11 protein-coding genes and 1 tRNA gene are annotated in these 14026 nt (G+C 70.1%); 9 read left to right on the forward strand and 3 right to left on the reverse strand.

Translation table 11 applies throughout. The features are described from left to right. Positions 1-94: 94 nt before the first annotated feature. Positions 95-466: a response regulator transcription factor gene (locus M2351_RS04950; protein WP_264655024.1), complete on the reverse strand. Its 372-nt coding sequence runs from the start codon at positions 464-466 to the stop codon at positions 95-97. Positions 467-729: 263 nt separating this feature from the next. Here M2351_RS04950 and M2351_RS04955 point away from each other — a divergent pair, with 263 nt between their 5' ends. Then, a complete protein-coding gene (locus M2351_RS04955) occupies positions 730-2022 on the forward strand; it encodes an MFS transporter (protein ID WP_264655025.1) in 1293 nt (430 codons plus the stop codon). 104 nt (positions 2023-2126) lie between these two features. Here the strand turns inward: M2351_RS04955 and M2351_RS04960 are convergent. Beyond that, a tRNA-Arg gene (locus M2351_RS04960) sits at positions 2127-2203 on the reverse strand. Between the two features lie 227 nt (positions 2204-2430). Here M2351_RS04960 and M2351_RS04965 point away from each other — a divergent pair. The 6 genes from M2351_RS04965 to M2351_RS04990 all read left to right on the forward strand — a co-directional run bounded on the left by M2351_RS04965 (position 2431) and on the right by M2351_RS04990 (position 9093). Next, a complete protein-coding gene (locus M2351_RS04965) occupies positions 2431-2934 on the forward strand; it encodes a hypothetical protein (protein WP_264655026.1) in 504 nt (167 codons plus the stop codon). 65 nt (positions 2935-2999) lie between these two features. Next, on the forward strand, positions 3000-3695 hold the full coding sequence (locus M2351_RS04970; RefSeq protein WP_264655027.1) for a phosphatase PAP2 family protein: 696 nt from the start codon (positions 3000-3002) through the stop codon (positions 3693-3695). Positions 3696-3990: 295 nt separating this feature from the next. Further along, positions 3991-7272 carry a DEAD/DEAH box helicase gene (locus tag M2351_RS04975; RefSeq protein ID WP_264655028.1) on the forward strand — a complete coding sequence of 1094 codons (3282 nt, stop codon included), beginning with the start codon at positions 3991-3993 and terminating at the stop codon, positions 7270-7272. A 110-nt stretch (positions 7273-7382) separates the two neighbouring features. Continuing rightward, complete coding sequence (locus tag M2351_RS04980) at positions 7383-7925, forward strand: hypothetical protein (RefSeq protein ID WP_264655029.1); 543 nt, start codon at positions 7383-7385, stop codon at positions 7923-7925. Next, positions 7922-8446 carry a DUF1499 domain-containing protein gene (locus M2351_RS04985; protein ID WP_264655030.1) on the forward strand — a complete coding sequence of 175 codons (525 nt, stop codon included), beginning with the start codon at positions 7922-7924 and terminating at the stop codon, positions 8444-8446. The genes M2351_RS04980 and M2351_RS04985 overlap by 4 nt, the downstream gene beginning before the upstream one ends. Positions 8447-8556: 110 nt before the next feature. Further along, complete coding sequence (locus tag M2351_RS04990; RefSeq protein WP_264655031.1) at positions 8557-9093, forward strand: DUF2141 domain-containing protein; 537 nt, start codon at positions 8557-8559, stop codon at positions 9091-9093. On the opposite strand, the gene M2351_RS04995 is transcribed toward M2351_RS04990, so the two are convergent. Further along, positions 9059-10525 carry an aldehyde dehydrogenase family protein gene (locus M2351_RS04995; RefSeq protein WP_264655032.1) on the reverse strand — a complete coding sequence of 489 codons (1467 nt, stop codon included), beginning with the start codon at positions 10523-10525 and terminating at the stop codon, positions 9059-9061. The genes M2351_RS04990 and M2351_RS04995 overlap by 35 nt on opposite strands. Before the next feature lie 129 nt (positions 10526-10654). Here M2351_RS04995 and crtI point away from each other — a divergent pair, with 129 nt between their 5' ends. Then, positions 10655-12223 (forward strand): phytoene desaturase family protein, encoded by a 1569-nt coding sequence (crtI, locus tag M2351_RS05000; protein WP_264655033.1) that lies wholly within the window; start codon positions 10655-10657, stop codon positions 12221-12223. After that, entirely contained in the window at positions 12223-13806 is a 1584-nt protein-coding gene (locus M2351_RS05005) for a phytoene desaturase family protein (RefSeq protein ID WP_264655034.1), read from the forward strand. The genes crtI and M2351_RS05005 overlap by 1 nt, the downstream gene beginning before the upstream one ends. The last annotated feature ends 220 nt before the right edge of the window (positions 13807-14026 follow it).

A 14026-nucleotide genomic window follows, 5' to 3' on the forward strand; every position in this document is an offset into this window, starting at 1 on the left:
GTCCCAGGGTGCGGCAAACTGCGCAGGGGAATTGTTCTTGAAACCCTGACCGGGAGGTCAGGACCGAGCGGGCGCGCGTCCCCGGTGCCCCTCCTCAATGGCGGCTCGGCTCCACGGCGGACTCCACCGAGTTGAGCAGATCCTCCGGATCGAGCGGCTTGGTCAGGAAGGCCGTGGCGCCGAGGTCGAGCGACCGGTTGCGGACACCGGGCGTCGGGAAGGCCGTCATCAGGATGATCGGGAAGGTGCATCCCCGCTGGCGCAACACGGCCTGCAGATCCAACCCGTCCATGCCGTCCATGTTCAGGTCGGTAATCAGGCAGTCGGTCCGCCCGGTGTAGGAGATGAAATCTTCGGCTGAAGGGAAGGTGCAGACCTTCATGCCGACCGAGCGCAGGAGGCTGTCGAGGCTGTCCCGGACATTCTCATCATCATCGACGACGCAAATCGTAGGAACCGTCCGCACAACATCTCACTCCAGCCAAGGCGTGCCCCGCCGACCATCGTCAACGCCTGCGCGGTATAACAGCAACCTGGAGAAAACCACGCCATTCATACCTCGGTATAGGGTGCCGAGACCATGGTCAATCCGGCCCTCCGCCCGGCACGCCGCGCCCGTTCTGTCCGAAATGGGTGGAAAAATGTCGTTTGTTCAATGTGGCCAAGCCGTTAGCCTTGCCGCGGACTGACGGTGAACGGTGAGCGTTCTTGACGATGCCGAAGAATGGATTGAACGACGTCGATGGCCGCCCCCGGCCGCCGTCCCGGTTCGCGACGGTGCTGGCCCTCTCCCTGGGCAACGCCATCGAGATCTACGATTTCACCGTCTACAGCTTCTTCTCCTTGACCATCGGCAAGCTGTTCTTCCCTGTCCAGTCGGAGTTCGGCCCGCTTCTGCTGGCGCTGCTGACCTTCGGCATCGGCTTCGTCGTCCGTCCCCTAGGCGGGATCGTGATCGGCGCCTACGCTGACCGGGCCGGCCGCAGGCCGGCGCTGGTGCTGACCATCGCCCTGATGGCGCTGGGCACGCTGCTGATCGGGCTGTGCCCGACCTACGCCGACATCGGCCTGCTGGCCCCGGCGGCCATCGTCGTCGGGCGGTGCCTCCAGGGCTTTTCCGCGGGCGGGGAGATCGGCGTCGCGACGACCTTTCTGATGGAACTGGGCCGGCCGTCCGGCCGCGGGCTGCGCGTCAGCTGGCAGATGGCCAGCCAGGGCGCTGCGGCGCTGTGCGGCGCGCTCAGCGGCTACATCCTGACGACCACCCTGCCGCCCGGCGCCCTGGAGGCGGGGGTGTGGCGCATCCCGTTCCTGGTCGGGCTGCTGATCATACCCGTCGGGCTGTATGCCCGCTGGTCGCTGCCGGAAACCGCCGTGGGGGGACGGCGCCAGACCGTGATCCTGCGAAATCTGGTGTCCGGGCACGGCCGCACGCTGTTCGCGGGCGTGCTGATGATCATGGGCGGGACGGCGTCGACCTACGTCAACATCTACTACATGCCGACCTACCTGATCAAAACGATCGCCCTGCCGCCGCAGAGCGCTTTTCTGGCGGGGTGCTTCGCCGGGGCGACCCTGCTGATCGTCGCGCCGCTGGCCGGCCGCCTGTCGGACCGGCTGGGGAGCCGCCGGCCCTTCGTCTTCTGGTCTTGGCTGGGAACCGCGGTTCTGACCTATCCGGCCTTCTGGGTTGTCGTCCAGACGCAGAGCGCGACGGCGGCGCTCGTCGCCTTCGTGGTGCTGATCGGCTTCAACGCGGCGGGTTCCGGTTCCTGCCTGATCATGGTGATGGAGAATTTTCCGCGCGGCGTGCGGGCGACCGGCCTGTCGGTGGTCTACAGCGTCGGCGTCTCGGTGTTCGGCGGCTTCGCGCCCTTCATCGTGACGTGGCTGATCAGCGTCTCGGGCAACCCGATGTCGCCGGCCTGGTACGTCACGGCCTGCGCCACCGCCGCCTTGTTCGGCGTGACACGCCTGCGCGAGCGGACAGAGCCTGAAGGCGCCGTTCCGGTCCAAAGATGAACGCCCAAACACGAAAAGCCCGACATCGCGCCGCGGGATCGAACGATCCGGCGAAAGGCGAAGCGGGCTGTATTTGTATGTCGGATTTTTGAGAGAGGAGAGAGTGGCGCGCCCGAAGAGATTCGAACTCCTGACCCCCAGATTCGTAGTCTGGTGCTCTATCCAGCTGAGCTACGGGCGCTTCCCTCTGCCGCGGCGTCCGGCGATGCCGTCCGCGGTAGGCGCGCTTTTTAATGGGGCTGGAAACGGAAGGCAACCAAAATTTTGCCCCTGGAGCGAGATTTCTGAAACGCCCATAGTTCCCGGACCAGAGGGCTCCGCCGATTGGCGGACTTTCGATCGGATGGCGCTCGTCCTACCTTGCGGCGGGGCGATGACGCCGTGATTTGAGGAGTTCAGGGGATTGGCATGGTGATGAAGGCGGTGGCGACCAAGCTTGCGGGTTTGACGGCGATGGCGGCCGGCCTGTTTGTGACCGGGGCGGTGGTCGGGCCGAATGGCGCCCGCGCCGCGGACATCCTGCTGTCGGCGGCCGTCGGCGACGAGACCGTCCAACTGGTGCAGGCGGCGCCGAAGGTCATGCAGGTCGTGGTCAACGACAAGGTGGTGTACGAGGACCGCGACGGTGCCTCCTTCGCCTTCGTCAACGCCTACAACCTCCAGGGCCGCTGGTTGGTTCTGCTGCGGCAGAGCGCCGACGGCGGCTGCGCCGCGCGGTTCCGCGTGCTGGACCTGTCCGCGGCGAAGCCCACCGTTTCGCTGCCCTTCGGGACCTGCAGCACGGCACCGGAGGTCGCCATGGCCGATCGGACCCTGACGGTCTCCATGCCCATTACGGACGGCAAGGGCGCTGCCGCGAAAGGCACCGCCGCCTGGAATTATCAGGAAGGCATGCTGGTCCGGGTGCGTTGATGTGGGTGATGGGAATGCGGGTGATGGTGATGCGGGCGCAGACGATTGGAAGGCGGTAGGGGCGTATGTTCATCGCGTTGAACAAGGCCGTCACGCTTCTCGGCAGCGCACCGGTGGTGCTGCCGGTGTCCGGCGTGCTGACCGCCGTGCTGTGGCGCCGGCATTCGGTGCGGGCCGCCGTGGGCTGGGTCGCGGCGCTGGCTTTCATGGTCGCGGTCGTGATGCTGCTGAAGATCGCCGGCCACGCCTGCGACGTCCATTTCCTTGACGACCGGCTGACCAGCCCCAGCGGGCACGCGGCGCTCAGCGCCGCCGTCTACGGGGCGGTCGGCGTGGTGGTCGCGCGCCATGTCGAGGGCTGGCGGCGGAACGCCTTCCTGCTGGCGGTGTTCGGGATCGTCGCCGGCGTGGCGGTGTCCCGGGTCATCCTGCGCAGCCATTCGGTGACGGAGGTGACGGTCGGCCTCGCGCTGGGCGGGCTGGCGGTGGCCGCCTTCGCGCAGGGCCTCGCCCGGATTGCGCGGGCGCAGTCCGCGGAGGTGGCGTTTGGGCAAGCACCGGCCGCGCCTTGGCGGTGGCCGGCACCCCCGCTGGTCGTCGCCCCCTTGCTGGCGGCGGTGGTCCTGCTGCTCGGCGCCGGGGCCGTGACCTTCGGCAACCGATCATCGGAGCCGATGCTGAAGCACATCGGCATGCTCCTGCGCCAGGACGATGTTCTGTGCGGGCCGGTGTCGCCGCTGGACAGCCTGCTTCCGCGATAAGCCTTTGACAGGCCGGTTGCCTCATCCTCGCCCGGCCTTCGCTTGTCTTGGCGATATTTTCCGACATGCCGGCCGGGCCTGTCGGCTATTTGGCAACCGGAATGTTTCTCCTCCAAGGCCGGTTCAGGGTTGAGAGCGGGGTTGCGGAGAGGCATGGTGTCCGACTATACCCACGCCCCCGTTCATGTCCCGTTCTGTCCACGCCAGTCTATTCGCCGCCCGTCCTTCCGCTGCCTTTCTCAGGGTCATGTCGCTTTTCGACTCCCTTCCGCGCGCAACGACGCCCGGAACCGCCGTGGTCCCCTTCACCCAGGAGGATCTGTCGCGCGTCTTCGATGCGAAGACGTTGCAGCGGGGGCGCACGCTCATCCTGACCAAGGCGGTGACCTTGTCGGAGGCGGAAGGCCGTATTGAGGCGACGGTTGTCGACCTCGGCCGCCACCTGACGGTTTCCGTCACGCCGGTGCGCGGGCGCAGCCGGGTGGTGTTCGACAAGAGCTGCAGCTGCGGGCGCAACACCTGCGCGCACATGGCCGCGGCGGCGCTGATGGCGCTCGACGCGCGGCCGGAAGCGCGGCAGATGTCGCTGTTCGATCCGCCGCCCGATCAGCCACCCCCGGCCCAGACGCTGTCCAGTCAACCTGTGCAACCGGCGCCACCGGCCCCCGTGCCCGAACCTCCACGCGCCGCCCCGCCACCACCACCTCCTCCTCCGCCGGATCCGGTGCTGAGCGTCCTCTGGACGCTGGAGCCGGGGAAGGAGGACGTGGCCATGTTCGTCTCCGCCGTCATCGCCGTGGAGGGAGAGAACGTCTCCACCCCCGCCAGCCCGCGCGACGTGATGGCCCGCGCCCCGCGCAGCCTGGACGGCGACGTGGACCGCGCCGTCGCCCGCCTGCTCGGCGGCGGCGGGGTGGTGCGCACACCGGTCGCCAAGAGCCGCGGCGACGCGGTGGACCGCGTGCTGCGCCGGCTGCTCGGCACCGGGCGGCTGCGCTGGCGCGGCGGTGCGGTGCTGGCGGAGGGGCCGTCCCGCACGGTCCGCGCCTTCCGCGACCCGGCCACGCGCAAGCTGCGCCCCACCGGCCTGCCGGAGGGCGGGACGCTCATCAAGGGCCAGACCTACTGGTGCGTGGACCCCAAGGGGGGCATGGTCTCGCCCGTCGAGTTGCAGGTCGTCGAGGTGCCGAAGCCCAAGGGAGCGGCGGCGGCTCCGGTTTCGGCGCCGTCCGTGGCGGAGCGGCCGACCATCTCCATGGCACCGTCGCTGTCCGCTGCCATGCCCTCGGGCATCCGCATGGGCTCCGACGCCGCCGCGACCATCGTGGAGCGCGACCCGCGCATCGTGGCGCGACTCGGCCGCGTGGTGTCGCCGGACGGCGGGCTGGTGGACGTGCTGCGCCTCGCCTTCGACTACGGCGAGGAGGGCTCCCCGTCGGAGATCGAGCCCGACGACCAGCGCCAGTTCGCCCGCGTGGAGGAGCCCGCCGGGGCCGTCTTCGTGCGCCGCGACAAGGCGCTGGAGCAGGGGGCGCTCGACCGCCTCGCCGCCTTCGGCTTCGCGCAGGGGCGCATCGAGCCGCCGCGCGGGCAGCTGAACGCGCGCGGCACCCGCGTGCATTGGCTGACCGGCAAGGACGCGGAGGAGCGCTGGTCCGCCTTCCTCGCCACCGAGGTCGCCGCCCTGCGCAAGGAAGGCTGGATCGTCGAGGTCGGCGCCGACTTCGGCACCAAGGTGGTGGAGGCCGGCGACGAGGTGGCCGTGGCCATCCGCGACGCGGGCGACGGCTGGTTCGACCTGGACGTCGGCGTGGAGATCGACGGGCAGCGCCGCGCGCTGTTGCCGATCCTGGCGACGCTGATCGAGCGCGGCGGCATGGAGGCCACCCGCGTCATCGAGGGGCGTGCCCACCTCGTGCTGGACGACGGCAACGTGCTGGCCCTGCCGGCGGAGCGCGTCGAGCGGTTGATGAGCGTGCTGGAGGCGATGCTGGGCAGCGGCCGGCGCATCGACGACACGCTGAAGGTGCCGCTGGCCGAGGCCGACGGGCTGCTGGACATCGACGACCTGATCGCCCGGCGCACCGAGGACACCGCCCAGATCGACCGCTACCTGCGCACCTTGCAGGAACAGGAACTGCCGGCGGAAATGGACCCGCCCGCGGCGTTCCAGGGCACGCTGCGTGATTACCAGCGCGTCGGCCTCGCCTGGATGCAGTCGCTGCGGTCGAACAGGGTTGCCGGCATCCTTGCCGACGACATGGGCCTGGGCAAGACCGCCCAGACGCTGGCTCACATCGCGACGGAGCATGCGGAGGGGCGGCTGACCGAGCCCTGCCTCGTCGTCGTGCCGACCAGCCTCGTGCCCAACTGGGTGGCGGAGGCCGGGCGCTTCACGCCGCACCTGAGGGTGGTTGTTTTGCACGGGCTGGACCGGCACGAGAAGCTGGGTGACCTCGACCGCGCCCAGATCGTGGTGACCACCTACGGCGTGGTCGGCCGCGACGTGGACGTGCTGAAGCGTCAGACTTGGCACATGCTGATCCTGGACGAGGCGCAGGCGATCAAGAACCCGGACAGCAAGGCGACGCGCGCGGTCTGCGCGCTGAACGCCCGCAACCGGCTCTGCCTGTCCGGCACGCCGGTGGAGAACAACCTGGGCGAGCTGTGGAGCCAATTCGCCTTCCTGATGCCCGGCCTGCTCGGCGACCGGAAGGAGTTCGGCAAGCGTTACCGCACGCCGATCGAAAAGCGCGGCGACGGCACCCGGGCCAAGGCGCTGATGCGCCGCATCCGCCCCTTCCTGCTGCGCCGGACCAAAGAGGCCGTGGCGAAGGAACTGCCCCCGAAGACGGAGGTGGTGGTCCGCATCGACCTGGAACCGGCGCAACGCGACCTCTACGAGACCATCCGCCTGTCGGTGAACGAGACGGTGCGGGCGGCGCTCGCGGTCAGCGGCGTGTCGCGCAACGCCATCACCATCATCGATGCGCTGCTGAAGCTGCGGCAGGTCTGCTGCGACCCGCGGCTGGTCAAAATCCCCGCCGCCGGCCGGGTGAAGGAGAGCGCCAAGCTCGACGCCCTGACCGACATGGTGCTGGAGATGGTGCCCGAAGGCCGGCGCATCCTGATCTTCTCGCAGTTCACCTCCATGCTCGACCTCATCAAGGGCAAGCTGGAGGACGCGAAGATCCCCTATGTGGAGCTGACCGGCCGCACGCTCGACCGGGCGGAACCGGTGAACCGCTTCCAGAACCGCGAGGTGCCGGTCTTCCTGATCAGCCTGAAGGCCGGCGGGCGCGGCCTGAACCTGACCGCCGCCGACACGGTCATCCACTACGATCCCTGGTGGAACCCGGCCGCCGAGGACCAGGCGACCGACCGCGCCTACCGAATCGGCCAGGACAAACCGGTTTTCGTCTACAAGCTGATCGCCGCGAACACGGTGGAGGAGCGGATTCTCGACCTCCAGCGGCGCAAAGGCAACCTTTCGGACGCGACGATCGAAGGAACGGGCCTTGTGAGTGCCCTGGACGGCGGCGACATCGACTATCTGCTGGGTAAGGGGGAAAACTGAGGGCATACTCGGGGTTACCGCGTACCCCCGGCACTGGCCTTTGGCGAAATATGGCCTAATTGCGTCCAAAGGAGGGCTCTTCGGGGGACCCTTGCGACAGGGGAGGGGCCATGATGTTGACGCCGTGGGATGAATCGCCTGGTCCGGAGCGGCTTGTCGAGGCGTGGCGCGACGCTGCCGCGGAGGCGCGGCGCTGGCGCGACGACCCGGACCTGACCGCCGCGCTGAAGGCGGCGCGCAGCCGCCTGCACCGGCCACCGGCCGCACCGCCGCGTTCGCCCGAGCAGGTGCTGGCCGACGAACTGCGCGCCGCGCGCCTCGTCTGGGCGGACATGCAGGCCACCGCGGAGGGACCCGCACGCGGGGCGGCCTACGCGAACTTGAAGCGCTGGGAGCCCGGCCTGTTCGGCTACAGCGAGACGCAACGCTCCACCGCCGGCAAGATCGCGGCGTCGGAAGCTGCTGAAGCCCGCCGCGACGCCCAGGAACGGGCGGAGGCACAGGCGCTGCTCGGCTCCTTCCGCGTGGCCCAGGACCGGGCGCGGCTGGCGACCCGGGCGGTGCAGGCCGACCCCCGCGCCCGCGCGCTGGCGGATTCGGACGGCACGCCGCAGCCGAATGGCCGCCCGGCGGGGCGGGTTTCCGCTTCATGAGGCGTTTTCTTCGGAGTTTCCTGCGGGTCCTGGTGATCGTCCTGCTGGTGCCGGTGTTCGCTTATGGCGCGCTGGCCCTCGTGGTCGGGCGCGACAACGTCTGGGCGACGGTGTTCGGCCCCGGCAACCGTGCGCCGGTGGACTTCGCGACGCTTCAGCCGGCCGACACCCCCAACCGCTACCTCGTCTGCCCGCCCGCCCAATGCGCCCGCGCCGACGCCGAAAGCCCGGTCTACCCCGTGCCGGCCGACCGGCTGCGCGCCGCCTGGACCGAGGTGATCGCGAAGCATGGCGCCAAGCTGCTGTCCTCCGGCGAGGAGCAGATAGACGCGGAGGCCCGGACCCCATGGCTGCGCTTCCCGGACCTCGTCACCGTACGCATCGTGCCGCTGGGCGCGGACCGCTCGACCGCCAAGATCTACAGCCGCTCCCTCTACGGCCGCTCCGACCTCGGCGTGAACGCCGCCCGGGTGAAGGCGTGGATGGCGGAGGTTGAAGCCGGCCTGCGGACGATGTCGTGACGCGGTTTTGCCCCCAACCCAACCCTCCCCCGCTCTCGGCGGACCGAAGGTCCGCCTGCCGCGTCAGCGCAAACCTTTGGTTTGCGCGAGAGCTGGGCGGGGGAGGGGACTTGGCCATCTCCCTCCCCCGCCCAGCGGGGGAGGGTCGGGGTGGGGGCATCACAGCAGCACTCTTCCTCACCACACTCTTCCTCACCACACTCTTCCTCACCACACTCTTCCTCACCACACTCCTCCCCACCACCCCATCCCTCGCCGCCGACCTCGCGGTCACGGTGACCAACGTCCACTCCGACCACGGGCGGGTCATGGTCGCCGTCTGCACGCAGGACACCTTCCTGAAGCCCGGCTGCCCCTACACGGCGAGCGCGCCGGCCCAGGCGGGTGCGGTGACGGTCACGGTGCGCGGCGTCCGGCCCGGCACCTACGCCGTGCAGGCCTTCCAGGACGAGAACGGCAACGAGGAGGTCGACCGCAATTTCTTCGGCCTGCCGGAGGAAGGCATCGGCTTCAGCAACGACGCGCCGATCCGCTTCGGCCCGCCCAGCTACGCGGACGCGGCCATCACCGTCGCCGAGGGCGGAAGCCGGACCGCGCTGCGCCTGCGCTATTTCATCGAGAGCGGAAACGTTCAATCAAAGCGCTGAGCGGGAACCGGGGGCGACCGCCGTGGGCAAGGCGCAGCCACGCCTTCAGCAGCGCCGCGTCGCCGTCGCGCAGCGGCCGGTGGTGCGGGCGGAAGCGGCCGGGGCTGACCGTGACGGTCTTCACCTGGGTCATCTCCAGCAACCCTTCCGCCCCGCGTGTCACGCCCCAGCCGCTGCGGTGCCGGCCGCCGAAGGGCAGGCGCGGGTCGGCGGTGGGGGCGATCAGGTCGTTGATGGTCACCGACCCGGCATCGACCCGCGCGGCGAGTGTCTGGGCCTCCGCCGCCGGCCCGAAGATCGACGCGCCGAGGGCGTAGGGGCAGGCCGCGGCCAGCCGTAGGGCCTCATCCATATCCACGACGGGCACCAGCGCCAGCACGGGGGCGAAGACGTCCTCCGCCAGCAGGTCCATGCCGGGCCGCGCGTCGGCCACGGCGAAGGGGGCCAACTCTGGTGACTCCACAACGGGCGCCGGCCCGACCAGCCGCCCGCCTTTGCTGAGCGCGTCCTCCAACAGCCGGGCGAGGCGGGCGCGCACCGGCAGGGGCACCGGGGTCGCGGGCAGCGCCGCGATCCGCTCCGCCAGCGCGCGTTCCAGCTCATCCGCGCGGTTCCGCAACACGAAGACCCGGCGCGGCGCGATGCAGGTCGCCGACCCGTTGAAGCGCAGCCCGAAGGACAGCGCGCCGGCGACGAAGCCGGCCTCGGCGCCGGGCAGGACGAACACAGCGTCGTTGCCCGACAGTTCCATGGCCGCGGGGATCAGCCGGTCGGCCAGCCGCGCCATCACCCGCCGCCCGGTTTCGGCGGAGCCCGTCAACACGACCTTGTCCACGCCCGCGTCAATGGCCGCTTCTGCGTCCGCCGGGCTTTCGCCCAGCGTGGCGAACAGCCCCTCCGGCAGGCCGGCCTCGGCCAGCCAGCGGCCGAGCAGACCCATGGGCGCGGCGCAGCCCGGCGCCGGCTTCACCAGCACGGCGTTCCCTGCCGCCAGCGCCTGCACCGCTTGCACCCCCGCGAGCAGCAGCGGGTAGTTGGACGGCGCGATCACCAGCACGGTCCCGAACGGCTCCCGCCGCACCTCCGCGGCGACGCCGAACAGCCAGCCGGGCCGGCCCCGCGAGCCGAGCCGGCGCGGCTTCAGCAGGGTCGCGGCCTCCCGTTCCAGGAAGCGGCAGGCGTCGGCCAGCGGCAGGATCTCCGCGGCCAGGCTTTCGGCGGGCGTCCGGCCCGGCCGGTCGGCGAGCGACGCGACCAGCGCGTCGGCCTCCACCGCGATCCGGCGGCGCAGGCGCGCGATCAACGCCAGCCGCTCTCGCACGGGCGTGGCGGCCCAGCCGGCTTGCGCGGCGTGTGCGGCCCGCAGCGCAGCCTCCGGTCCGAAGGTGGTGGGGCACTTATCCCTTTGGCCTTTGTTCGCGGTGTGATCCATCTGTGACCTGGGTCCGTAACCATCCCCGACAATCAATCGACAGTGTGGTCGACGGCGGCGTTTGCCAAGGGCGCCAATTCCCAAGGCCAATCCCCCAGGCCCATCATCCCCAAGGGAGGAAGGACCGGCATGCATCGACGCGTGGTCATCATCGGCGCGGGCCCCGGCGGCCTCGCGAGCGCCATCCTGCTGGCGCTGACCGGCGCCAAGGTCACGGTGCTGGAACGGCAGCAACGGGTGGGTGGACGGTCCGCGCTGATGGAGGCGGACGGGTTCCGCTTCGACACCGGGCCGACCTTCTTCCTCTATCCCCGCATTCTGGAGGAGATATTCGCCGCGGCGGGCCGGCGCCTGTCCGATGCCGTGGATCTCGTACGCCTCGACCCGCTCTACCGGTTGGTCTTCGAAAGCGGCGGGGATCTGCGCGTGCACGCCGACCCGGCCAAGCTGGCGGCGGAGATCGAGCGCTTCGCCCCCGGCGACGCGCGCAACCTGCACCGTTTCCTGGCCGACAACCGCGCGAAGCTGCAGGCCTTCCGGCCGGTGCTGGAAACGGCCTTCAACGGCCCTGCGGACCTGCTCTCCGGCCCGATCCTGAAGGCGCTGCGCTGGCTGAACCCGCACCGCTCCGTCGACGCGGACCTCGCCCGCTACTTCCGCGACCCGCGCATCCGGCTGGCCTTCTCCTTTCAGAGCAAGTACCTGGGCATGTCGCCCTTCCGCTGCCCCAGCCTGTTCACCATCCTGTCCTTCCTGGAGCATGAGCACGGCGTCTTCCACCCGCGCGGCGGCTGCGGCGCGGTGATGGAGGCCATGGCGCGACTGGCGCGCGAACTGGGCGTTGAGGTCCGGCTGGGCGAGACGGTGCGGCACATCGACTTCCGCGGCCGCCGCGCCGTCGGAGTGCGGACGGGGCAGGGGGAGTACGCCTGCGACGGGCTGGTCATCAACGCCGATTTCGCCAAAGCCATGGCGACGCTGGTGCCCGACGACCTGCGCCGGCGCTGGAGCGACGCGCAGATCGCCCGCAAGAAATTCTCCTGCTCCACCTTCATGCTCTACCTAGGCATCGAGGGGAAGGTGGACGAACTGGACCACCACACGATCCTGCTGGCCGAGGACTACGCCCGCAACCTGGCGGAGATCGAGGCCTGCCGGGAACTGCCGCGGCGCCCCTCGCTCTATGTCCAGAACGCCTGCGTGACCGATCCGGGGCTGGCGCCGCCGGGCTGCTCCACGCTCTACGTGCTGGTCCCGGTCGGTCACCAGCGCGGCCACATCGACTGGACCGTGGAGGCTCCGCGTTACCGTGCTCTGGTGCTGAAGCGGCTGGAAGCGCTGGGCGTGCGCGACGTCGAACGCCGCATCCGGGTGGAGCGCGCGCTCACCCCCGCCGACTGGGCGGACGGCTTCAACATCCATCGCGGCGCCACCTTCAACCTCGCTCACAATCTCAGCCAGATGCTGCACAACCGGCCGCGCAACCGGTTCGAGGATCTGGACGGCGTCTATCTGGTCGGCGGCGGCACCCACCCCGGCAGCGGCCTACCGGTGATCTTCGAAGGGGCGCGCATCTCCGCCCGGCTGCTGGCGGAGGATCTCGGCCTGCCGGTGCCGTGGCGCGGGGACACGGGCGCGCTCGGCGGTGTTCTCGGACAGGGCGCAACGAAAGAAGCCTATTCGCGGGAGGCGGCGTGATGCTGATGAAGGTCGACAACAACAGGGCGGGCGACAACAAGGTTGCGGTGATCGGCGGCGGTCTGGCCGGTCTGGCCTCGGCGGTCGTGCTGGCCGCGCGCGGCCATTCCGTCGTGCTGTTCGAGCGCAACGCGTGGCTCGGCGGCAAGGCGGCGGTTCTGGAGGAGGACGGCTTCCGCTTCGACATGGGGCCGACCATCCTGACCGTGCCGCGCGTCCTGCGCCGCATCTTCGCGGAGGCCGGGCGCGACATGGACAAGGAACTGGACCTGATCCGGCTCGACCCGCAATGGCGCTGCTTCTTCGAAGACGGCAGCGTGCTCGACCTTGCGGAGAATGTGGACGCCATGGCCGCCACCTTGGACCGCTTCGCGCCCGGCGCGGGGGCGGGGCCAGGGGCGGGGGAAGGCTACCGCCGCTTCATGGCCCTATCGGAGCGGTTGCACGGCATCTCCGAACGCTTCTTCTTCTGGAAGGCGGTGGAGGATCTGACCGACACGCTGGACTTCAAGAATTCCCTGAACGCCGCCACCCTGTCCGACGTGCTGGCGCTGCGCATGGGCACGACGGTGGCCGGCACCATCCGCGGCAAGGTGCCCGACGGGCGGGTCGCGCAGATGCTCGACCATTTCACCCAGTATGTCGGGTCCTCGCCCTACGGCTCGCCGGCGGTGCTCTGCGCCATCGCCCACATGCAGACCAACGACGGCGTCTGGTACCCCCGCGGCGGCACCCGCGCCGTGCCCGTGGCGCTGGAGCGGCTGGTCCGCGACCTCGGCGTCGACATCCGCACGGGCACCGGCATCCGCCGCATCGAGGTCGAGAAGGACCGTGTGGTCGGGGTGGAGACCGCGACCGGCGAGCGCGTCCCCGTGTCCGCCGTGGTGTCCAACATGGACAGCGTGCGCACCTACAACGAACTGGTCTGCGGCGCCCCGGCGGAGCGCTTCAACAAGCGCCGCAAGTACGAGCCCGCCTGTTCGGGCGTGGTGTTCTACCTGGGACTCGACCGCGCCTACGAGCATCTGGCGCACCACGACTTCGTCTTCTCCCGCGACCCGGAGGAGGAGTTCGACTGGATCTACCGCCGCGGCGAACCGGCGCCCGACCCCACCTGCTACATCGCCGCGCCATCCCGGACCGAGCCGGAGGTCGCGCCACCGGGCGGGGAGGCGCTGTACGTGCTGGTCCACACCCCCTACCTGCGCCCGCACCACGACTGGAAACGGATGCTGCCGGACTACCGCCGCGTGGTCTTCGATAAGCTGAAGCGCACCGGCGCCATGCCCGACCTTGAGGACCGCATCCGCGTGGAACGCGTGCTGACCCCGCAGGACATCCACGACCGCTACAACGTGCTGAACGGCGCCATCTACGGGCTGGCCAGCCACGGCCGTTTCATGGGCGCCTTCAAGCCCGGCAACCGTTCGCGCGAGGTGCAGGGGCTCTATCTGGCGGGCGGGGCGGCCCACCCCGGCCCCGGCATGCCGATGGTGCTGATGTCCGGCTGGATCGCGGCGGACACGCTGGACCAGGACATGGGCCGCGAACTGGGCGGCACCGTGCGGCGGGAGGTGGCGTGAGCGTCGAACCGGGCCCCCACCCTAACCCTCCCCCGCTCTCGGCGGACCCCAAGGGTCCGCCTGCCGCGTCAGCGCAAGCTCCGCTTGCGCGAGAGCTGGGCTGGGGAGGGAACTCCGCCGCTTTCCCCGCAATCTTTTCTCCCTCCCCCGCCCAGCGGGGAAGGGTCGGGGTGGGGGCACCGACGCGACCACTCCCCCTGAAAATCCCCCCACGCTCCCC

Origin of the sequence: Azospirillum canadense (assembly GCF_025961225.1) — a bacterium.
GTDB classification, from domain to species: domain Bacteria; phylum Pseudomonadota; class Alphaproteobacteria; order Azospirillales; family Azospirillaceae; genus Azospirillum; species Azospirillum canadense.

What these genes read in the sequence shown, in the direction of transcription:
- M2351_RS04965 (WP_264655026.1), top strand. Translation starts at nt 2,431, where the DNA reads ATGGTGATGAAGGCGGTGGCGACCAAGCTTGCGGGTTTGACGGCGATG.
- M2351_RS04970 (WP_264655027.1), top strand. Translation starts at nt 3,000, where the DNA reads ATGTTCATCGCGTTGAACAAGGCCGTCACGCTTCTCGGCAGCGCACCG.
- M2351_RS04980 (WP_264655029.1), top strand. Translation starts at nt 7,383, where the DNA reads ATGATGTTGACGCCGTGGGATGAATCGCCTGGTCCGGAGCGGCTTGTC.
- M2351_RS04985 (WP_264655030.1), top strand. Translation starts at nt 7,922, where the DNA reads ATGAGGCGTTTTCTTCGGAGTTTCCTGCGGGTCCTGGTGATCGTCCTG.
- M2351_RS04995 (WP_264655032.1), bottom strand. Translation starts at nt 10,525, where the DNA reads ATGGATCACACCGCGAACAAAGGCCAAAGGGATAAGTGCCCCACCACC.
- crtI (WP_264655033.1), top strand. Translation starts at nt 10,655, where the DNA reads ATGCATCGACGCGTGGTCATCATCGGCGCGGGCCCCGGCGGCCTCGCG.
- M2351_RS05005 (WP_264655034.1), top strand. Translation starts at nt 12,223, where the DNA reads ATGCTGATGAAGGTCGACAACAACAGGGCGGGCGACAACAAGGTTGCG.